The sequence below is a fragment of the Limnoglobus sp. genome, assembly GCF_059499385.1.
The window spans coordinates 25,859-44,775 of sequence record NZ_JCABYM010000131.1; the positions used below are offsets into that span (position 1 = coordinate 25,859).

Annotated in this window: 19 protein-coding genes and 1 pseudogene; 3 read left to right on the forward strand and 17 right to left on the reverse strand. The window is 68.1% G+C overall.

The window, feature by feature from the left end:
* Positions 1 to 5: 5 nt before the first annotated feature.
* Both AC5JJ2_RS22815 and AC5JJ2_RS22820 read right to left on the reverse strand, forming a co-directional pair.
* On the reverse strand, positions 6 to 527 hold the full coding sequence (locus tag AC5JJ2_RS22815; RefSeq protein ID WP_495860346.1) for a rhodanese-like domain-containing protein: 522 nt from the start codon (positions 525 to 527) through the stop codon (positions 6 to 8).
* Positions 528 to 544: 17 nt separating this feature from the next.
* Positions 545 to 2,212 carry an FAD-dependent oxidoreductase gene (locus AC5JJ2_RS22820; protein ID WP_495860347.1) on the reverse strand — a complete coding sequence of 556 codons (1,668 nt, stop codon included), beginning with the start codon at positions 2,210 to 2,212 and terminating at the stop codon, positions 545 to 547.
* A 106-nt stretch (positions 2,213 to 2,318) separates the two neighbouring features.
* Here AC5JJ2_RS22820 and AC5JJ2_RS22825 point away from each other — a divergent pair, with 106 nt between their 5' ends.
* A complete protein-coding gene (locus AC5JJ2_RS22825; RefSeq protein ID WP_495860348.1) occupies positions 2,319 to 2,660 on the forward strand; it encodes an ArsR/SmtB family transcription factor in 342 nt (113 codons plus the stop codon).
* A 26-nt stretch (positions 2,661 to 2,686) separates the two neighbouring features.
* On the opposite strand, the gene AC5JJ2_RS22830 is transcribed toward AC5JJ2_RS22825, so the two are convergent.
* The 4 genes from AC5JJ2_RS22830 to AC5JJ2_RS22845 form a co-directional block, all read right to left on the reverse strand.
* The gene (locus AC5JJ2_RS22830; protein ID WP_495860349.1) at positions 2,687 to 2,923 is read right to left on the reverse strand and encodes a hypothetical protein; all 237 of its coding nucleotides are present in this window, start codon (positions 2,921 to 2,923) and stop codon (positions 2,687 to 2,689) included.
* A 156-nt stretch (positions 2,924 to 3,079) separates the two neighbouring features.
* Positions 3,080 to 3,586, reverse strand: coding sequence for a hypothetical protein (locus tag AC5JJ2_RS22835; protein ID WP_495860350.1), 507 nt, complete (start codon positions 3,584 to 3,586; stop codon positions 3,080 to 3,082).
* Positions 3,587 to 3,616: 30 nt separating this feature from the next.
* The gene (locus AC5JJ2_RS22840) at positions 3,617 to 4,036 is read right to left on the reverse strand and encodes a CBS domain-containing protein (RefSeq protein WP_495860351.1); all 420 of its coding nucleotides are present in this window, start codon (positions 4,034 to 4,036) and stop codon (positions 3,617 to 3,619) included.
* 145 nt (positions 4,037 to 4,181) lie between these two features.
* Positions 4,182 to 4,631: a universal stress protein gene (locus AC5JJ2_RS22845; RefSeq protein WP_495860352.1), complete on the reverse strand. Its 450-nt coding sequence runs from the start codon at positions 4,629 to 4,631 to the stop codon at positions 4,182 to 4,184.
* Positions 4,632 to 4,756: 125 nt separating this feature from the next.
* Here AC5JJ2_RS22845 and AC5JJ2_RS22850 point away from each other — a divergent pair, with 125 nt between their 5' ends.
* Entirely contained in the window at positions 4,757 to 5,815 is a 1,059-nt protein-coding gene (locus AC5JJ2_RS22850; protein ID WP_495860353.1) for a potassium channel family protein, read from the forward strand.
* A gap of 32 nt (positions 5,816 to 5,847) precedes the next feature.
* Here AC5JJ2_RS22850 and AC5JJ2_RS22855 read toward each other — a convergent pair whose 3' ends face one another.
* The 7 genes from AC5JJ2_RS22855 to AC5JJ2_RS22885 form a co-directional block, all read right to left on the reverse strand.
* Complete coding sequence (locus AC5JJ2_RS22855) at positions 5,848 to 7,209, reverse strand: sigma-54-dependent transcriptional regulator (RefSeq protein WP_495860354.1); 1,362 nt, start codon at positions 7,207 to 7,209, stop codon at positions 5,848 to 5,850.
* A gap of 4 nt (positions 7,210 to 7,213) precedes the next feature.
* On the reverse strand, positions 7,214 to 8,764 hold the full coding sequence (locus AC5JJ2_RS22860) for a PAS domain-containing sensor histidine kinase (protein WP_495860355.1): 1,551 nt from the start codon (positions 8,762 to 8,764) through the stop codon (positions 7,214 to 7,216).
* A gap of 110 nt (positions 8,765 to 8,874) precedes the next feature.
* The gene (locus AC5JJ2_RS22865; RefSeq protein WP_495860356.1) at positions 8,875 to 9,135 is read right to left on the reverse strand and encodes a hypothetical protein; all 261 of its coding nucleotides are present in this window, start codon (positions 9,133 to 9,135) and stop codon (positions 8,875 to 8,877) included.
* A gap of 173 nt (positions 9,136 to 9,308) precedes the next feature.
* A complete protein-coding gene (locus tag AC5JJ2_RS22870; RefSeq protein ID WP_495860357.1) occupies positions 9,309 to 12,044 on the reverse strand; it encodes a restriction endonuclease in 2,736 nt (911 codons plus the stop codon).
* Positions 12,045 to 12,312: 268 nt separating this feature from the next.
* A complete protein-coding gene (locus tag AC5JJ2_RS22875; RefSeq protein ID WP_495860358.1) occupies positions 12,313 to 12,648 on the reverse strand; it encodes a hypothetical protein in 336 nt (111 codons plus the stop codon).
* Positions 12,649 to 12,666: 18 nt separating this feature from the next.
* On the reverse strand, positions 12,667 to 13,284 hold the full coding sequence (locus AC5JJ2_RS22880) for a Panacea domain-containing protein (protein ID WP_495860359.1): 618 nt from the start codon (positions 13,282 to 13,284) through the stop codon (positions 12,667 to 12,669).
* A 93-nt stretch (positions 13,285 to 13,377) separates the two neighbouring features.
* Positions 13,378 to 13,770 (reverse strand): hypothetical protein, encoded by a 393-nt coding sequence (locus AC5JJ2_RS22885; RefSeq protein ID WP_495860504.1) that lies wholly within the window; start codon positions 13,768 to 13,770, stop codon positions 13,378 to 13,380.
* Here AC5JJ2_RS22885 and AC5JJ2_RS22890 point away from each other — a divergent pair.
* Positions 13,763 to 14,062 carry a hypothetical protein gene (locus AC5JJ2_RS22890; protein ID WP_495860505.1) on the forward strand — a complete coding sequence of 100 codons (300 nt, stop codon included), beginning with the start codon at positions 13,763 to 13,765 and terminating at the stop codon, positions 14,060 to 14,062. The two genes, AC5JJ2_RS22885 and AC5JJ2_RS22890, sit on opposite strands and share 8 nt — an antisense overlap.
* On the opposite strand, the pseudogene AC5JJ2_RS22895 reads toward AC5JJ2_RS22890, so the two are convergent.
* From AC5JJ2_RS22895 to AC5JJ2_RS22910, 4 genes and pseudogenes are all read right to left on the reverse strand, one after another.
* Positions 14,021 to 15,241: pseudogene (locus AC5JJ2_RS22895) on the reverse strand (site-specific DNA-methyltransferase); the annotation flags it as partial. The gene AC5JJ2_RS22890 and the pseudogene AC5JJ2_RS22895 sit on opposite strands and share 42 nt — an antisense overlap.
* A gap of 940 nt (positions 15,242 to 16,181) precedes the next feature.
* Positions 16,182 to 17,441, reverse strand: coding sequence for a hypothetical protein (locus tag AC5JJ2_RS22900; protein WP_495860360.1), 1,260 nt, complete (start codon positions 17,439 to 17,441; stop codon positions 16,182 to 16,184).
* 239 nt (positions 17,442 to 17,680) lie between these two features.
* The gene (locus AC5JJ2_RS22905) at positions 17,681 to 18,139 is read right to left on the reverse strand and encodes a hypothetical protein (RefSeq protein WP_495860361.1); all 459 of its coding nucleotides are present in this window, start codon (positions 18,137 to 18,139) and stop codon (positions 17,681 to 17,683) included.
* Complete coding sequence (locus AC5JJ2_RS22910) at positions 18,117 to 18,902, reverse strand: ParA family protein (RefSeq protein WP_495860362.1); 786 nt, start codon at positions 18,900 to 18,902, stop codon at positions 18,117 to 18,119. The genes AC5JJ2_RS22905 and AC5JJ2_RS22910 overlap by 23 nt, the downstream gene beginning before the upstream one ends.
* Positions 18,903 to 18,917 lie beyond the last annotated feature (15 nt).

Sequence of the window (18,917 nt, forward strand, 5' to 3'; positions counted from 1 at the left end):
GCCGATCACGTCGCGCACGCCGCCCGGCGGTTCCACGGCATCTTCGCGATCAGCATCCCCATCCCGCACGTGTCCGTCACGCCGGCGAACACCAGACCCGCGCCGACGAACAGCGAGATGCCGACCAGGTACGGGTGAACCGTCAGCGCGAGGACGCCGCCGAGGACGACCAGCGACCCGGCCGCGATGCGGACCTGCCGCTCCAGCGACATCACCTTCTTCCCGCGGACGACCGGCAGCCCGGCCTGCTCCCACGCCAGCGTGCCGCCCTCGACGTTGACCGCGCCCGTGACGCCGGCGGCGAGCAGCTTCTCGCACGCTTGCTTCCCGCGGCCGCCGGTCCGGCAGATGACGTACACCGGCCCGGCCGCGAACGCCGCCGGGTCCAGCCGGTCGAGCGGGACGTTCCGCGCGCCGGCCGCGTGGACCTCGCCGAACTCGGCCGGCGTCCGCACGTCGATGATCTCGACCGCCCCGGCCTTGCACTTGTCGGCCAGGTCGCGGGCGTGGATGGTTGAAACGCTCATGACTTCCCCCTCGAATTTCAGCCCGCCTGGGCCGCTTGCCACGTCTTGAACGAGCCGGTCAGGTTCCGGCAGGCGAACCCGTGCTGCGCCAGCACCCGGCACGCGGTGTACGACCGCTGGCCGCTCGCGCAGTGCGCGAGGATCAGCCGGCCCTTCGGCAGCTCCTGCATCCGCTCCCGCAGCTCGCCGAGCGGGATGCCGACCGAACCGGGGATGACGCCGCCGTCCCGCTCCTTCGGCTCCCGCACGTCCAGCACGACCGCCCCGGCCGCGACGAGCGCCGGGACCTCGTGCCACTGCGCGACGGCCACGTCCCCGGCCAGGACGTTCTGCGCCGCCATCCCGGCGAGGTTCACCGCGTCCTTCGCGGACCCGAACGGCGGGGCGTAGCACAGTTCCAGGTCCGCCAGGTCGTGGACGGTCATGCCGCCCTTGATCGCCGTGGCGATCACGTCGATCCGCTTGTCCGCCCCGTCCTCGCCGACGGCCTGCGCGCCGAGGACGCGGCCGTCGGCCGGGGAAAAGAGAACCTTCAACGCGATCGGCCTCGCGCCGGGGTAGTACCCGGCGTGGCTGTTCGGGTGCAGGTGGACGGCCTGGTACGCGATCCCGGCCTTCGCCAGGAGGGACTCGTTCGCCCCGGTGACGGCCGCGGTCAGGTCGAACACGCGGACGATCGCCGTGCCGATGGTCGAGTCGTACCGGGTCGGCCGACCGCAGATCGCGTCCGCGGCGACGCGACCCTGCCGGTTCGCCGGGCCGCCGAGCGGGATGAGCGCCGGCGTCCCGGTGACGCCGTGAACGACCTCGACCGCGTCGCCGACCGCCCAGACGTGCGGGTCGGACGTTCGCATCGCCGCGTCCACCGCGACGCCACCGGTCGGGCCGATCTTCAGTCCGGCGTCGGCCGCCAGCTTCGCCTCCGGCCGCACGCCGACGCCGACGATCACCACGTCGCCGGGCAGCCGCGAGCCGTCCGCGAGGACGGCGACCGACGCCGCGGCCGCCTCCCCCGGTCGCGGCGGCTCGAACCGGACGACCGGTTGCCCGAGGCGGAGGGCGACGCCGTGCTTCCGCAGTTCCCGGTGGACGTGCGCGGCCATCTCCGGGTCGAACGGCTTGAGCACCTGCGCCCCGTGCTCGACGACCGTGACCGCCAGGCCGCGGCGGTGCAGTTGCTCGGCCGTCTCCAACCCGATGAACCCGCCGCCGAGGATCAGGGCCGTCTTCGCCGCCGTTCGCGTCAGCCAGCCGTCGATGCGGTCCAGGTCCGGGATGGTGCGGAGCGGGAAGTGGCCGGGCCGCTCCACGCCGGGGATGGCCGGCACGACGGCCGCCGCCCCGGTCGCGAGGATCAGGGCGTCGTACCGCTCGGCGAACGCGCGGCCGGTCGCCAGGTCGCGGACCTCCACCTCCCGGCGGTCCGGGCGGACGGCGACGACCTCGTGCCGCGGCCGCACGTCCAGCCGGAACGCGGCCGCCAGCCGGTCCGGCGTCTGCACGAGGAGCTTGCCCTTGTCCGCGATCTCGCCGCCGAGGTGGTACGGCAGGCCGCAGTTGGCGAACGAGACGTGCGGGCCGCGCTCGAAGACGACGATGTCGGCGAACTCGTCCAGCCGCCGCAGCCGCGCGGCCGCGGACATCCCGCCCGCCACCCCGCCGACGATCAGCACCCGTCGGGCCATGACAATCCCCCCCCCGCCTTGCGGCCCGCCGGCCGCGTGCTAGAATATCGACACATCGCTGATAAATCTATATTGCTAATCGGCGATATTGTCAAGGGGGATTGTCATGGCCGCGAAGTTGGAGCCGGGGCAGCTCGACGGCGTGGCCCGGCTGTTCCGGGTGCTCGCCGAGCCGACCCGGCTCGCGATCCTGCAGGAACTCAAGGCCGGGCCGCGGGCCGTGTCCGAATTGGTGGACGCGCTCGCCGCGAAGCAGGCGAACGTGTCGAAGCAGCTCGGCGTGCTGTTCGACGCCGACCTGCTCGACCGGGCGCGGGACGGGAACGTCGTCCGGTACGCGGTCCGGGACGGGATGATCTTCGAGCTGTGCGAGCTGGTGTGCGGCAAGCTCCGCCGGGACGCGGAGCGGCGGGTCGAGGCGTTCGGCGGCAAGGTCCGCCGGCGGTAGGGGCCGCCGGCCGGGTCCGTTCCCGCTCAGGCGGCCGTCGAGACGGGCGGTTCATTTTTCACTGCCACGGTTGGCGGGAGGGCGTGGGCCGAGGTGGCCGGCGGCACGGCTTCGCCCTCGGCGGGCGGCCGGTGGGCGGCGAGTTCGGACTGTCGAACCAGCCACCCGCACACGCCGGCCGCGGCGATGAGGAGCGGGGCTACCACGAGGTACGTGGCGATTCCACACAGGATAACCTCGGTGGATGCGCTGGGCAGGACCATGTTCGTCTCCTTGGCCGCGGGGTGTGCGGATCCCGCGCGGCCGCACGGTCACGGTGGGCCCGCGGGTGGGGCCGCCCCCGCGGGCGGGCGAACCCGTTTTGTCTGGTCGGTACGTAGGGGGCATTCGCAATCGCGATGCCGGCGGCGGTGGCGGCGTCACTCGCCGCCGTTCGGCTCCCGCTTCAGGCCGTCGAGCCGGATCTCGAACTTGTTGTCCCGCATCGCCTCGTGGCACTTCAGGCAGGACAGCGTCAGGTCGTTGTACCCGACCATCACGCCGTCCATGTTCCGGTCCTTCGCCTTGCGGCCGATCGTCTCGGCCGGCTGCCGGAAGATCTTCACGTAGTACTGGTACTCCGCCCCCTTGTACGCGTTCAGGAACTCGGAGACGTTGCTGACGACGATGACGTTGTTCGCCGCCTTCTGAATCTTGGCGAAGTCGTTCAGCGCGATCCCCTCCAGCAGTTCCTGGCTGCTCTTGAGCTTCAGCGCCATCGCCTCCTTGCGGGTCGGCAGGATCAGCTTGTTCGGCTCGGCCGGGTTCTTGGGGACCTCGGCCTTCGGCTGCGGCTTCTCGTCCGGCGGCACGGCGGCGGTCCGGGCGGTGAGCACGACGAACGCGACCGCGGCCATGGCGGCGGTCGTAAACAGGACGCGGGACATGGCAGTCTCCGGTTCGGGGGGAAGGGCCGGTTAGCGGACGTGGACCTCGTCCGCGATGCTTTCCGCCAGGTTCCGGACCTCGCGGCCGAGCAGGCCGAGGAGGTCGTCGAGGGTGACCATGCCGACGACCCGGTCGTCCGCGTCCACGATCGGCAACCGGCGGACGCGGGACTCCCGCAGGTACTGGGTGGCGGTGAACAGGTCCGTGTCGCCGGGGATCGCCAGGACGTGCCGGGCCATGACCCGCTCGACCGGCGAATCGACGGCGTACCGGTTCACGCCGAGGGCGATGGCCAAGTCGCGGTCGGTGACGATGCCGACCGGCCGGTCCTTTTCCGTGACGACGACCGACCCGACGTTGTGCGCGTGCATGAGGGCCGCGACCGCCCCCAGCGTCGCCGACGGCGGGGCGGTGATCGCCCCGCGGGTGAAGACGGAGTTGAGTTTCATGGCCGGCCCCCGCGTGCGGTTCGTGGAACGGCACAAGGCAACACTCGTACCAACCGGCGGAAACCCGGATTCGACCCCGCGCCCGCACCCGGCGTGTGCCGAACGCGACACGCCCGGCGGGCCGGTGTGTCAGAACCGCCCGCCGTCACGCCGCCGCGGCGGGGGTCCGCGGCTCCTTCACGAACAGGACGGGGCAGGCCACCCGCCGCAGGACGCCCTCCGCGACGCTGCCGAGGAGCAGCCGGGACAGCCCGCGGCGGCCGTGCGTGCCCATGACGATCAAATCGACCTTCTGCTCGTCCGCGACGCGGGCGATCTCGTCCGCGGCGCGGCCGACGGTCACGAGCCGCCGGACCTTCACCCGCGGGTCGAGCGGGAAGACGTGCCCCAGCCGCTTCTCCACCGCCACCGGGTCGGTCGGCGGGGGCGGTAGCAGCATCCCCTCGACCTCCGGCGCGTACACCGGCTCGTCCACGTGCAGCAGCAGGACCTCGGAGAAGTATTCCTGGGCCAGCGAGCAGGCGAAGTCGAACGCCGCCTCGGACGCCGGGCTGAAGTCGGTCGGGTGGAGGATGGTGCGGATCTTCGTCAGCATGGCGGACACCTCGGGAGAACGGGTGGGGTTGGCGGCCGAGTTGCATCGCAACCGTCGTGCCGCGGTTGTTCCTCACGGCCGGGATGGGTATCTCAACCTGGGGGCCGTCCCGCCGGGGTCGCCGCATGCGTCACAAACTCCTGTTCTGGCTCCGCCTGCCGGGGCGGACGGTCCGCCGGACGCTGCCGCGGCGGATCCGCCGGATGGTCGTCATCCCGCTCGCGTTCGTCGCCCTCGGCACGGTCGCGTACCCGCTCATCGAGGGCCCGAAGTGGGGGCTGTTCGACGGGCTGTACATGACCGTCATCACGCTCACCACGCTCGGGTACGGGGAAATCCCGGAGCCGCTGTCCAGGCCCGGCCGGGCGTTCACCATGTTCCTGGCGCTCAGCGGCGTGTTCACCCTCTTCTACATCGGCACGGACGTGATCCGCAGCGTCCTGACCGGGGAACTGCGGGACCTCCTGGGGAAGGAACGGATGGACGACCAGCTCAAGCACCTGACCGGGCACGCCGTCGTCTGCGGGTACGGGCGGATGGGGAAGATCGTCTGCGAGGAGTTGAACCGGTTGCACCAGTCGTTCGTCGTCATCGACCCGGCGGCCCCGGCCGGGGACTGGCCGTTCCCCCACGGGCTGCGGCTGCAAGGGGACGCGACGGAGGACGAGGTGCTCCGCAAGGCCCGGATCGAGCACGCGCGGGCGGTCATCACCGTCGTCGGGTCGGACGCGAGCAACCTGTACGTCGCGCTCAGCGCCCGGCTGTTGAACCCGACGGTCGTGATCGTGGCGCGGGCGGAGGAGCACGAGGCGGAGGCGAAGCTGCGGAAGGTCGGGGCGAACCAGGTCGTGTCGCCGTACCTGGCCGGCGGGCACGTCGCCGTCCACGCGGTGTTCGCGCCCACGCTGCACCGGGCGACGCCGGGGGCGGCGCACCCGGACCTCGCGGCCCTGCACCTGGAGGAGGTGCCCGTGCCGGCCGGCGGCCCGGTCGCCGGGCGGCCGCTCCGCGACTCCGGCCTGCTGGACCGGACCGGGGTGTACGTCGTGCGGATCGTGCGGCCGGACGGCGGGGTGGACGCCGCGCCGGCCGGCGGCACGCCGGTGGCGGCGGGCGCGACGCTGATCGCCGTCGGGACCCGCGCCCAGCTCGCGGCCGCCGCCGCCTTCGTCCGCGGCGGGTGAAGGTGAGGTACCGGGTTCTCAATACCCGGTACTCAGTCATCGAGCCGGTACTTCTTCAACAGCCGGTAGAGCGTCCGGCGGCTGACGCCGAGCGCCTTCGCCGCCCGGACCTTGTTCCCGCCGTGCCGGTCCAGCGTGTCGCGGACGTGCTGCCGCTCGACGCCGTCGAGCGAGTCCGGGTTCGGGGCCGCGGCCCCCTCGGCCGCGGCGGCGTCCTTCACGCTGTCCGGCAGGTCGTCCCGCGTGATCGTGTTCCCTTCCGCCAGGATTTGCGCCCGCTCGACGACGTTCGCCAGCTCGCGGACGTTGCCGGGCCAGTCGTACCGGGTCAATGCCGCCAGTGCGTCCGGGTCCACGGCCCACATCGTCGGGCCGACCGGCCGGGTCCGGAGGAAGTGCTCGACCAACAGCGGGATGTCCTCCCGCCGGTCGCGGAGCGGCGGGAGATCGACGGCGACCACGTTCAGCCGGTAGAACAGGTCCTCGCGGAACCGGCCGGCCTTCTGCTCGGCCTCCAGCGGCTTGTTCGTCGCCGCCACGACCCGCACGTCCGCCGTCCGCTCCTGCGTCGCCCCGACCCGCCGGTAGTGGCCGTTCTCCAGCACGCGGAGCAGCTTCGCCTGCAGCGCCGGGGACATCTCCGCCACCTCGTCCACGAACAGCGTCCCGCCCTCGGCCACCTCGAACAGCCCCGGCTTCGCCCGGTCCGCGCCGGTGAACGCCCCCCGCTCGTGCCCGAACAGCTCGCTCTCCAGCAGGCTCTCCTGGAGCGTCGCGCAGTTCACCGTGACGAGCGGCTTGTCCCGCCGCCGGCTGTTCCCGTGGACGGCGCGGGCGATCAGCTCCTTGCCCGTGCCGCTCGGCCCGCGGACGAGGACGGTCGCGTCCGTCCCGGCCGCCTTCTCGACGACCTGCAACACCTTCCGCAGCGCCGGGCTGTTCCCGACGACCTGGTACCGCGGCGACTCGTAGGTGAGCCGCTCGACGTACCGCCGCAGCCGGACGTTCTCCACCCGCAGCCGGCGGACCTCCATCGCCCGGTCGAGCACGGGCAGGATTTGTTGCAGGCGGAACGGCTTGAGGACGTAGTCGAACGCCCCGGCCTTCATCGCCTCCACGGCCGTCTGGATGCTCCCCTGGCCGGTCATGATGACGCCGACGAGGTTCGGGTCGTGCTGGAGCGCCTGCCGCAGGACTTGAATCCCGTCCGTCCCCGGCATCATGAGGTCGGACAGCAACACGTCGAACTCGCCGCGGGCCAGCGCGTCCAACCCGGCGGCCGGGTCCGGGCGGCCGGTCGGCTCGAACCCCTCGTCCCGGAGGGAGTCGCACAGCGCGGCCATCAGCTCGACCTCGTCGTCGATGACTAACAGGCGGCCGGAGCGGGGGGGCATGGCGTCAGTCCTCGGCGCGGAGGCCGGCGACGTTGGTGTCCGGCCGGGTCGGTAGGGTGATGCGGATCGTCGTCCCGGCCCCGACGGCGCTCTCGATCTCCAGCTTGCCGAGGTGCTGCTGCACGATCCGCCGGCAGATCGCCAGCCCCAGCCCGGTCCCCTTGCCCTCGTCCTTCGTGGTGAAGAACGGGTCGAACACCCGCGGCAGCAGGTGCGGCGGGATGCCGGTGCCGGTGTCCGCGACCTCGATCACGACGCCGGGCTTCGCGGGTTCGATCTCGCCGGCCCGGACCCGCGGGGTCAGCCGGCCGCCGGCCGGCATGGCGTCCGCCGCGTTCGTGAACAGGTTCAGGAACACCTGCCGGAGCTGCTGCCGGTCCGCCTGGATGATCGGGACGCGCGGGGCGAACTCCGGCTCGACCCGGATGTTCCGCTTCTTCAGGTAGTGGCCGACGAGTTCGATCGTCTTCACGACCTCGTCCGTCACGTCCACGGTGGAAATCTGGTCGCGGCCGGCGCGGCTGAACTGGAGCAGGTTGCCGACCAGCCCGGCCATCCGCTCGACCTCCTGGCCGACGACCTCCAGCGACCGCCGCCGCGGGTCGCCCGCCGGCGTCTTGCCGAGCAACTGCTCGACCCGCAGCGCGACCGTGCCGAGCGGGTTGTTCAGCTCGTGGGCGATGCTGGCGGCGAGTTCCCCGACCCCGGCGAGCCGGGCCGCCTGCCAGAGTTGCCGCGTCGTGTCCCGGAGGTTGTCCTCCGCCCGCCGGCGGTCGGTGATGTCCGTGAACAGGTCGAGCGTGCCGCGGAACGCGCCGGCGTCGTCCGCCAACGGCCGGGCGGCCACGAGCGTCCAGACCGGCTCGCCGGCCCGGTTCCGCAGCCGCACCTCGGCCTGTTCGCTAACCCCCGCCCGCCGCCGCTCGAACAGCGCGCGGGCGGCCGCCGCGTCCTCGTCGAACGCGAAGTCCCAGAACCGCCGCCCGCGGACCTCTTCCGCCGGGAGGCCGAGCAGCTCCGCCATCCGGCGGTTGACGAATGTGACGCGGCCGTCGGCGTCCAGCTCCCAGATGCCCTCGTGGGCCGTCTCGACGATCCGCCGGTACTGCGTCTCGGCCGCCGCGAGCTTCGCCGCCGCCCGTAGCCGTTCGAGTTCCTGTTCCGCCGCCTCGTACCGCTTCCGCTCCGTCACGTCGCGAACGATCGCGGTGAACAGCACCTCGCCGTTCGACACGAACTTCGAGATCGACACCTCGGCCGGGAACGCCGTCCCGTCCTTCCGCCGGCCGGAGACTTCGCGGCGGACGCCCATGAGCCGGGCCGGTTCCGGCGACGCCCCGAACGCCGCCACCTGTCCGGGGTGCGCGGCCCGGAATTGCTCGGGGATGAGCAGGTCGAGCGGCCGGCCGACGACTTCGCCCGGTTCGTACCCGAACAGCTTCGCCGCCCCGCGGTTGAACAGGACGATCTCCTGGCGGGCGTCGGCCGTGACGATGCCGTCCTCGGCGATGTCGAGGATGTCCGCGAGCCGGTCCGGTGCGATGCGGGTGAGCACGTCCCTGTTCCGCGGCGACGGGGCCGCCCTCCGGGTCACGTTCCGGCCGTCGTGGGTCGTGGGCGTGTGCCGGGCCGTACCCGGAATCTTCGGCCCCGCCGCCGGCCGCGTCAACGACTTTCCCGCCCGGCCCACGGCCGCACCTCGATCCGGTTGGCGAGGACCGGCTGGCCGGTCAGCAGGCCGACGACGTGCTGGGCCAGTTGCTTGGCGTGGTAGCTGGCCGCCTCGCCGTCCAGGACGACGCCCAGCCCGTCGAGCACGTTCATCCGCAGGCCGCGGAACTGCCGGCCGGCCCGCGCCTCGACGGCCCGCCGCAGCGGGTCGAACGGGCGGGGCCGCGGGCCGCGGGCGAGAGCGGTGACGGACATTCCGGACCCTCACGGGCGAAGGGGTGCGATTGGCGGCTTCACGGGATTCGAGCCTGAGCCGACGTGATGCAACGGGAGTGCCGACGAAAGGCCCCGCGATTTCGGGGGGGACGGCCGGCCGCGGTGTGCGGATTCGGCACGGCGGGGGGCGGGAACGGCACACCCCCGCCGCCCTACCGCACGTCCGTCCCGCCGGGCAGCTCGGCCGCGGCCCGGAGCCACTTGAAGTCGCAGCCCAGCGCGTCGTTGAAGTGCCGCGCCCCGCACCGCAGCTTGTCCTTCTCCGGGCCGGTCAAGTCGTGGAACGCCGCCGCCCCCTTCGTCTCCCGAACCAGGTAGACCCGCTCCCCCTTCGCCCCGAACTCGTCCGTCTCCTCCATCACCAGCGCCCAGTCCGGGTTGTACTCGCCGATCGGCGTCTTCACCACGAACTTCCGCGGCAGCTTCACGTAGAACCGCACGTCCGCCCGGTCCTCCAGCGCGGCCGCGAAGTCCCGCTCCACGTTCGACTGGTACACGAGCCGATCGTACAGCGACTTCGGCGAATCGATCACCTTGTCCGATTGCGTGGCGATCTCCGCCTCGAACAGCGTCTGCTCGTACCACGTCCCGTCCTTCTCGTACCGGATGCCGTGGACGAGTTCCTCCTCCAGCTTCTCGCGGATGACGGCGGCCGCGACGGTCGCGAACTCGTTCGGGTTGTCCAGCACCGCGTCCTGGTTCCGCACCCCGGCGACGATCTTGAGGATCGTCGCGCGGGTCAGCCGCACCGGCGTCGCGGCCGTGTGGGCCAAAAGCTCCGCGATCCGCTCCACGACGTTCGGCAGCGGGAACCGGCCGACGAGCGTGGCCACCGCCCGCGCCTGGCTCACCTGCAGCGCCCGGAACACGTCCCCGGACCGGGCCTCCACCCGCGCCAGCGTCACCTCGACCCGCGGCGGCGCGACCAGCTTCAGGTTCAGGTCGTCCACGACGTGCGCCACCAGCGCGGCCGTGTCCACCGCCACGTTGTACCGCGTCTTGTGCTTGATCCGCTCCCACAGCGCCGCGAACTCCGGCGGGAACTGTTCCATCGGCTTGCGAACGGCCGGCGTGCGGTCCGCCGGCGTCGGCCGACACTTCTCCGCCTCGTCGTCGCCGAAGTCCGAGGCGATCTCCTTCTGCAGCGCCTTCACGTAGTCCTCGTAGCTCTCGTTCGCGACTACGGTAAGAACGTTCACCGCCTCGTCCCGCGTCCGCGCCCCGGTCGCGTCCACCGCCAGCCGCATCCCGCGGCCGATCTCCTGCCGCTTCTTCAGCTCGCTGGCCGTCTGGTTCAGCGTGCAAATCTGGAACACGTTCGGGTTGTCCCACCCCTCCTTCAGCGCGCTGTGCGAGAAGAGGAAGCAAACCGGCTCGGCGAACGACAAGAGCCGCTCCTTCTCCCGCATGATGAGCGCGTACGCGGCCCGGTCCTCGGCGTTGTCGCCGGTCGTCGAATCCTGGAACTCGACCGCCCCGCCCTTCTTCCGCTTCGCCGCGAAGTACGCGCCGCGGGTGGTGGCGGCCACGACCTTCGCCCACGCCGGGTACTTTGCCTTGAGGTTGTCGAACTCCTCGTCGAACAGCGTGCGGATCAGCCCGTCGGGGGCCGTGTAGTTGTCCACCTTGTCGATGAAGAACAGGGACAGCACCTTGATCCGCTCGGCCCCGCGGGCCGCCGCGTCGTCGTCGAGCTGCCGTTGGCGGCGGAAGTGCCGCTCGATCGTGTACCGGACCTGCGCCCGGAACACGGCCGCCTGGTCCGCCCCGTGCGGGCTGCCGAGCTTCAGCGTCACGCCGTTCGTGAAGCTCACCGTCCCGGCCTCCTTGTCGATCTCGTCCACCACGAACGGCTCGTACTCGCTCCGCTTCGCCTTCTTCGCCAGGCAATCGCCCGGCTTGAACTGGTACTTCTTCTCCTTGATCGCCCCGTCGGCCATCCGCTGGTGAATCGCGATCTTCGCGGTGACGGCCTTCGACGACGCGGCGAACCCCTCGACCCGGACGAACGCCGCGTTGTGGCTGTCCGCCTCCACGACGGCCGCGACCTCGACCTTCTTCACCAGCCCCTGCCGGTACGCGGCGTAGGGCGTCAGCCGGTAGACGAGGTTGTACTTGTCCCGGTGGGTGGCGCTGTACCGCAGCGCCGCGAGCGGGTTGAGCGTCGCCAGCGCCTGCTTCCGCAGGGCGCTCTCCATGTTCTGCGGCTCGTCCAGGATGATGACCGGCCGCACGGCCTGCAGCAGGTGCAGCCCGACGCGGCCCTGCAGCCGGTCCCGCCGCTGGCGGATGACGGCCGTGTCCTTGTTGAACGAGTCGATCGTCATGACGAGGAACCGGACGCCCTCCCCCTCGGCGAAGTCCCGCAGCCGGGTGAGATTGCGCGAGTCGTACACGTCGAACCGGTACGGCTCGTTCTCGAACAGCTCGTCGAAGTGCCCGCGGGTGACCTGGAACGTCTTCAGCACGCCCTCGCGGACGGCGACGGACGGGACGACGACGATGAACTTGCGGAGGCCGTACCGCTTGTTCAGCTCGAACGCCGTGCGGAGGTACACGTAGGTCTTGCCGGTCCCGGTCTCCATCTCGACGGACACGTTCGGGAACGCGACTTTCTGCCTCTCGTCGGCCACGTCCACGGTTTCCGTGATGAGCTTCAGCTCGTCGTCGGCGGGGATGTTGTTCGCCGTCTGGACGGCCCGGACGTTGGCGAGCAGCCGGGCCGGGTCCAGCTCGAACCGGGTGGTCATGACCTCGGCGGTGAACCCGCCCTTCTTGAGCTGGTAGAGGGTAGCGTCGTCCGCCCGGCGGAGGCCGCGGAACAGGTCGGCGACGGACGCGACGGCCCGCTGCTGGTACTCCTGGTGGGCGTCGAACCGGAACTGCATGGGGGTTTCCCGATCGGGGGTTGGAACCAGTGTACCGGGTAGGGGAAGTAGCTATCGCTTAAATAAACAACTCTCGACATCATTAGGAGTTACGGCACACAACACCACGGCCGGGTAGGATACGCTTAAATAGCTCGCCTTGCCTCCTCCCGCTCGACTTGTTCAAACGTCAAACCCACTGAGGCACGTAACGGGCGAAATTCTTCGATGTACCACCCCCCTCGTCAGGCTTGTTCGGTTTCGACTCGACGGCCGCCGTGGAACAGGACTACGTGTGTGGCTCCCCTTCGGGAGCCTCGTCGAACGGGTCCGGCCATGGCGCGCCGTTGACCGTCAGGATTTGGACGCCGTTCTCGTCCGGCGTGCGGCGGAGCGTAACAGTGAACCCCCACCGACGACCGGTCACGTCGTTTAGGACGAAGTTCGCCATCAAGCGATTCGGCTTGTGCGGGAGCTTCGCCGGCTCGGTCAGACGGGTCGGGGTGTCGGCAATCGCCTGGAAGTGTTCGTGTAGCCGGTCGATCAGGTAATCGTCCGCCCCGCGCTCGTCCTGGAGTTCTTCCAGGTGGCGCTCCGCGTTCGGGGCGATGACGACGTAAGGCATCCGTGACAGGGGGCAAAGTTACGACGGCTTGCGGCGGGCCTTCAGCGACCGGAACACCTCGTCCATCGGCCGGCCGCGTTCGGGGTGTTCTTCCAACTCCCGCTCCGCCCGCCATGCCTCGGCCGGGTTGGCGACCGGGAAGCCGGGCGGGACGGCCTTGCGGGCCTGCTCCCACATCTGTTGCTCGAAGTACGCCTTCATCGTCGCCAGCGATAGTTCGTTGGACGACTTCGCGTCCGGCGGCAGTCCGGCGCGGGCTTCCTTCCACGCCGGCTCCGCGTGCGTCATCTGGATTAGCGCCCGCGGGGTGAAGCAGGTGTACTGCCTCCAGATCATTTCCAGGAACTCGTGCCCGACGCGGCCGAGCTTTTCGGTCGGCTCGCCGGCCTCCTCCGGCCGGATGCCGTCCCGCTTCCCCTTGAACTGGTCGTACACGGCCGGGACGACCGGGCCGTTCACCCACGCTTCGATCGGCTCGCGGAACAGCGGCTCGCCTAGCAACGCGAGGTGCCACCCCTGGCAGTAGTACAGCTCCTTCTGCAGCCGCAACGGGCACAGCAGCACCGAGTCCTCTGGCGAGTCCGGGGACCACCCGATGCGAACGAGGTGTCGTGCGATGTTCGTTGCTGAGAACATGGTCGGGTCGATGGAACCGGGTTACCCCCTACCGGGTAGGGTACTACTACCCTGTATCCTACGGCATTTTCGGCCGCCATGTTCGTAGGCGGTTCATATCGTCTTCAGCTTGCACTGCAGCGCGAGGTTGGACGCCAGCGTGTCGTCGAGGGCCGCGTCCAGCACCACGAACAGGTCGTTCGTCGTCAGCCCGAGCTGCTTCGTGATGTCCGCCGGCAGCTTCTCCGCGAAGCATGCCCGGAAGTGCTGGCCCTTCTCCGGGTCGGTCACCGCCCACGCCCGCACGGACAGGCCGTCGATCGGCGTCAGGACGCTGTTGAGGCCGAACCCCTCCTTGATCGCGACCTCCCACAGCAGGCCCTCCGGCGTCCACCCGTCCCGCAGCGGGCTTTCGATGACGAACTGCAACTGCTTCTGGTACGCCGCCGGCGTCCGCTCCGCGACCCCGGACCAGTTCGCGTAGTGCGACTCCGCCAGCTTGAACACCTTGAACCCCAGGTCCTCCGGCGTCGCTTCGACGTTCGCCCCCCCCCCTCAGAATGTTGCCGGTTTCCTTCTTGAGGTTGGCGATGACGCGGCGGATGCGCTCCTTGCCGATCTCGGCGATGGTCGGGAACTTCTTGTTCCCGGTCGGCTCCGGCAACTGCACGAGGATGAACCGCCGGTTCCCGCCGTCCGCGCGGTTGAGTTCGAGCACCGCCTGCGCCGTCGTCCCGGACCCGGCGAAGAAGTCGAGGACGAGGTCACTGCTATCGGGATTGGTCGCGACTTGAAGTAAACGACGCAGCAACAACACTGGTTTCGGTGTATCGAATGGTATTTCGCGTTGAAAAATTTCCCGCAGCTCAACTGTGGCGTTTCGATTTGATCCGGCAAACTCGTACTCCCACCAACTTGTGGGAACAGTGCCTTCCGCCACTTCAGTGAGGAAACGCTTCAAGAATGGCAAATCCCCGTCACCGGTCGAACCCCACCAAATGCGGTCATCTTTCGTGTACTCTTCAAAACCGGCCTGATCCACACGCCAGCTTGTACCAGGCGGCGGGCTGATCGTTCTCCCCTTCGGATTGACAAGTGTGAATATTCTCTCTTTCCGGACTTCCTTCCGATACAGTGTTGTTCTCGTCCACGGGCCACGTGGATCATTGTCCGGATTCTTATAGTTTCCGAGTTGCTCTTCCGTCCGTGGTAGTAAGTTTCGTCTGAATGCTTCTGACCGCTGAAAAGCCATCAAGTATTCGTGAGTTGTAGAGAAACCTTTGGCATCATTTGAGGGCGAATCCTTCTTCTGCCAAGCTATTGTCGCCACGAAGTTCTCTTCCCCGAACACTTCGTTCATGAGCATCCGCAGGTGGTGGACCTCGTGGTCGTCGATGCTGACGAAGATGACGCCGTCGTCGCGGAGCAGCTGGCGGGCGAGGAACAGCCGCGGGTACATCATGCTCAGCCAGTCGGAGTGGTAGCGGCCGCTCGTGTCCGGGTTGCTCCGCAACAGGTTGCCGGCGTCGTCCGCCTGCCGGGTCAGGGCGAGGTAGTTCGCCAGTGTGTCCGTGAAGTCGTCCGGGTAGATGAAGTCCTGGCCGGTGTTGTACGGCGGGTCGATGTAGATCAGCTTCACCCGGCCGTGGTACGGCTTGTACAGGAGCTTCAGCACCTCCAGGTTGTCCCCCTCGACGAACAGGTTCTTCGTGGCCGCGAAGTCCACGGACTCCGCCTCGCACGGCAGCAGGGTGGCCCGCGTCGGCGTTTGCAGGCAGGCGACGGCGTCCGACCGGCCGGCCCAGGTGAACTGGAACCGCTCCGCCCCGGTCGGCCCGGCGTCGCCGACGGCCGCCTTGAGCTTGTCCCAATCGAGCGTGCCGTCCGCGAAGGCGTCCGGGAACAGCGCCCGCAGTTGGGCGAGGCGGCTCGGCGTGGGGTCTTCGGACGTGCGGGCCACGGGGTCGCGCGGGGGCATGGGGGTCCGTTGGCAGGGGGGAAGGGGCCGACGTTAGCAGAAATGTGAGCGGAGCGGGAGGGATTTGAAGCTGATAAGTTAGTATCTCTCTCGCGTTTACCTCGCATTCAAATCGCGTTATTTCTACCTGGAAATCAGCCCCTTGCGGACGAAAGCCGTCTAAAACCAATTCTACCCAAACGTGGCTTGTGCGGCCAACTTTGCTCCCATTTTGCTCCCAGGCTGCTGTATGCTTGGACGCTTCACGATCCCGCGAGGCATCGCCTCGCGGCGGACACACTTCGCTAGTTGCGCTCGAGCCTAAATAGTCCCACACGTCCAACGGAACGCGTCACGCGGCGGTTGCGGGTCGGCGTCTCGCGCAACTCCTACCAGATCCGCTCGATCAGGTTCGTCCCGGGGCGTACCGCGGGGGGGGAAGCGGAGGACGATCGGTGCCCCCACAACCGCAGGCACCCTCGACCAGCCGGCTCCGGTGGAACGCCGCGTTGTCGCCGCCCACGTAGACCCGCAGGACGCTCCTGAACCGCCGTAGCAGCAGGTCGCCCAAGTGGGCCACGAACAACGCGGCGTTCCGACGCATCCCGGCCGGACTCAGCACCAAGGTTCCGGTCCGCCATACCAGCAACCTGGTCAGGTGCCGTTTCTGGTTGTTCCCCGGCGTCGCCACCCCGGCCTGCCCGCCAACTCGCCGCCCCCGACCCGGCCCGGTACAGCCGCGGAACGGCCTTGCGGTCGTCAGCCGGCAGCTCGATACTGCTGTCCATGGCTTGGCCTCGGAGGTTGGTGGTCGTGACAGGCCCAAACTCCGAGGCCAAGCCCACTTCGATGATAACTCACCTCGCGCCCCGATCCCCGCGAGGAACTATTTCTCTCGACGGCAGGTAGAGGTTCCTGTTCGCGACTCGATTGCATTGCGCTTGGCAAGTGAGGCTGTGAATCAGTTGAGCGATACCCCTTGCTCTTGGGCGATTTTCTGGAAGAGCCTCGTCAAAAGGCCGCCGGGGTTCCGGATGGCTTGTGACTGCCTTGCTTCCTTCAATAGCCCGAGGGCGCGATCAACGGCCCCGGTGCCCAACCGCTTGACACACTGAGTCCACCACACCCTGTCGTCGTCGGAGCCGAGGGCCTCGGTGATTCGATCGACGCCGAACAGGACACCCGCGGACTCCTCGGCAACTTTGCGGTACGTACCGTGGTCCTGTCTTGGGGCCAGCTTCCGTTCAAAGACGACGAGCCACTTCCCGGTTGCTGACATCTCGAACCGGAATGAGGCGAGCAACGGCATCTCGGCGGCGATGAGCCCGCGGGCCGCCCGGGTGAGGATCTTTCTGACGTTCGACTCGTTCGCGGCCTCGATCGGCAACGCGCGTGCGAGGTCTAGGACGAACCTCCGGTGGAGTTTCTGGGAGACAAACTTCTTCGAGAGGTAGATGGCGAGGCGTTGCTCGAGGGGCTTCAGCCGGTAAAAGAGCTTGCTACCGAAGCCGAGCGAGAAAAACCCTCTCGTTCGGGCAATTTGCTGGAGCACAGGGCTGACCTCTATGAATCCGAACGGCAGTTCTTGGTTGGGGTCGTCCGGAGCCGATTTGAAATAGAAGACCGAGCCGAACAGCCGCCACCGCATGTCGACGTAAGCCCTGCGCTCCCGATCCCAGAAGGCGTTCGTGCAGTGGAAGTCGTACCCGCGGAGGATATCGAGATCACGGCGGAGGCGGTCGTAATTCTCTTTGGACGGGTTTCGATCCGTGTGCCGCCGGAAGAGGGAGCGAAGGGTGCCGAACTGGATCTGTGCTCCCCTCGCCCCTTGTTCGCAGTAAAGCTGGAGGAGGTCGTAGAGGAGCACCTGAGTTGTCGAGCCGCCGAAGCCGAACGGCCCGGGGTAGGTTTTCCACGTGCGGGTTGTCGGCTTCCCGTCTTGGCCGCTGATGGTGTCGGTGTACACGAGGGGCTCCCTCCCCTTCTGGGAGATGGTGTTCTTATGCAAGCTGAACAGGGGGAATTCCGCCAAGTCGAAATCGTAGCGTGAATCCTCTTCGCCGGACACCGGGCTGGACGTGATGTCGTCGTTCTCGGGGGGGGCGGGGTCAACGTGGAGATTGATTCCTCTCCACGCCGACGGTTGTTCCAGGCCTTCAGCGTCTAGCCATTCTTGGATGACTGCCCGAATTTCGTTTCGCGATTCGTCCCCAGATTTCATACAAAATCGCATTCTCCGTTTAATGCATTTAGATTTAGATCATTAATATTTACCTGTCTAGTTTGGCTGATATTTCCAGCGGTTATTGGGCTTTTCAGAACTGAATGGGCGAACAAGTCGAGCATAGCAGAACTGAAAAGGCGAACTTCGGCACACTTCTTGGAACTGAAAAGGCGAACGATCCCCTACGGTGGAACTGAAAAGGCGAACCAAGGGTGACGACTCGGTGCCGATCCCAACTACTTGATAGGACGACCGCCGACGAGTTCCCCTTCCCTCGGCTTGTATCTTCCCCCGTTCTCTCGCTCGATTCTTTCGATCGCGTGGCGGATCCCTTGCTCGGCGATGCCGGCAATGGTGAGCCGAGGGTTCCAGTACGCGGCGTTCTTCACGCGGTCCGCCAAGGCTGCGTCCAAATGTACGGTGAGCTTCTGCTTGCCAGCTCTGCCCGTATCCTCGGCGGGGACGCTCGGCTTGGAAGTGTCGGCGTTGCTCGGCCGCGGCCGCCGCGGAACCTTCGGGGCAACAGGCTTTTCCTCTGGGCCGGGCGCGGGCGGCAAATCTTGGTCTGCCGGTGCGAGGGTCAACACAGGGACCGACGTCGTTAGTTCGTGAGAACTCTCTTCCTGCGGCATTGGGATGAGGGCCGCAAAGGGATCATTCCCGAACGTACTCTTACTGGTTCGCGACTTGGGCATGACTTCCTCCTTCTTGGGCAATTAGCTCTTCTGCCAGCGCACGATAGTCTTCGGCCCCCGAGCTCGATGGTGCGTAAGACGTAATGGGCTCGCCCATTGACGGGCACTCGGCGAGTCGGATGTTCTCTCGGATCATGGTGATCAAAGTTTCGGGGAATCGGGTTCGCAACTTCGCGACAGTCTCAGGGCCGTGGTTGGTCCGCTGGTCGAGACGACACGCCAAGATGCCGGCGATCCGCAGGTGAGGGTTTAGGCGCTTTCTAACGAGGTCTACCGTTTGCATGAGCTGGGCCAGCCCTTGAAGGCCCATCACGTGGCACTCGACCGGAACCAGGACTTCGCGGACCGCCGTGAGGGCGTTGACCGTGAGGACGCCGAGCGTCGGCGAGCAGTCGATCAGGACGTAGTCGAAACGATCTGCCAGCCCGCTCAACTTTCCGCGAAGGATGTTCTCGGCCCCAGGTTCTGTGGAGAGCGCCTTCTCTGCCCCGACGAGCCAAGCCGAAGAGCCGACCAGCGAGAATCCTTCTGTCGAGGTCGGCTGGATCAGGGACTCGAGCGTTGTGGTCTCGGGTTCGGCGAACAGGTCGAACACCCCTCGCCCTGTGGTATGCGTCACCAGCCAAGTTGTTGATGAGTATTGTGGGTCGAGATCGATGAGTAGCACCCGCTTCCCTTTCTCTGCCAACGTTGCCCCGAGGCAAACGCTGGTCGTCGTCTTTCCTGACCCGCCCTTCTGATTGATGACCGCAATTGTCCGCACGCTCCTCCATGAATC

Bases quoted from the DNA above. Each gene is read 5' to 3' on its own strand.
- AC5JJ2_RS22905 (WP_495860361.1), bottom strand. From the start codon at position 18,139: ATGCCCAAGTCGCGAACCAGTAAGAGTACGTTCGGGAATGATCCCTTT.
- AC5JJ2_RS22850 (WP_495860353.1), top strand. From the start codon at position 4,757: ATGCGTCACAAACTCCTGTTCTGGCTCCGCCTGCCGGGGCGGACGGTC.
- AC5JJ2_RS22900 (WP_495860360.1), bottom strand. From the start codon at position 17,441: ATGAAATCTGGGGACGAATCGCGAAACGAAATTCGGGCAGTCATCCAA.
- AC5JJ2_RS22825 (WP_495860348.1), top strand. From the start codon at position 2,319: ATGGCCGCGAAGTTGGAGCCGGGGCAGCTCGACGGCGTGGCCCGGCTG.
- AC5JJ2_RS22875 (WP_495860358.1), bottom strand. From the start codon at position 12,648: ATGCCTTACGTCGTCATCGCCCCGAACGCGGAGCGCCACCTGGAAGAA.
- AC5JJ2_RS22835 (WP_495860350.1), bottom strand. From the start codon at position 3,586: ATGTCCCGCGTCCTGTTTACGACCGCCGCCATGGCCGCGGTCGCGTTC.
- AC5JJ2_RS22815 (WP_495860346.1), bottom strand. From the start codon at position 527: ATGAGCGTTTCAACCATCCACGCCCGCGACCTGGCCGACAAGTGCAAG.
- AC5JJ2_RS22820 (WP_495860347.1), bottom strand. From the start codon at position 2,212: ATGGCCCGACGGGTGCTGATCGTCGGCGGGGTGGCGGGCGGGATGTCC.
- AC5JJ2_RS22840 (WP_495860351.1), bottom strand. From the start codon at position 4,036: ATGAAACTCAACTCCGTCTTCACCCGCGGGGCGATCACCGCCCCGCCG.
- AC5JJ2_RS22865 (WP_495860356.1), bottom strand. From the start codon at position 9,135: ATGTCCGTCACCGCTCTCGCCCGCGGCCCGCGGCCCCGCCCGTTCGAC.
- AC5JJ2_RS22855 (WP_495860354.1), bottom strand. From the start codon at position 7,209: ATGCCCCCCCGCTCCGGCCGCCTGTTAGTCATCGACGACGAGGTCGAG.
- AC5JJ2_RS22830 (WP_495860349.1), bottom strand. From the start codon at position 2,923: ATGGTCCTGCCCAGCGCATCCACCGAGGTTATCCTGTGTGGAATCGCC.
- AC5JJ2_RS22845 (WP_495860352.1), bottom strand. From the start codon at position 4,631: ATGCTGACGAAGATCCGCACCATCCTCCACCCGACCGACTTCAGCCCG.
- AC5JJ2_RS22870 (WP_495860357.1), bottom strand. From the start codon at position 12,044: ATGCAGTTCCGGTTCGACGCCCACCAGGAGTACCAGCAGCGGGCCGTC.
- AC5JJ2_RS22880 (WP_495860359.1), bottom strand. From the start codon at position 13,284: ATGTTCTCAGCAACGAACATCGCACGACACCTCGTTCGCATCGGGTGG.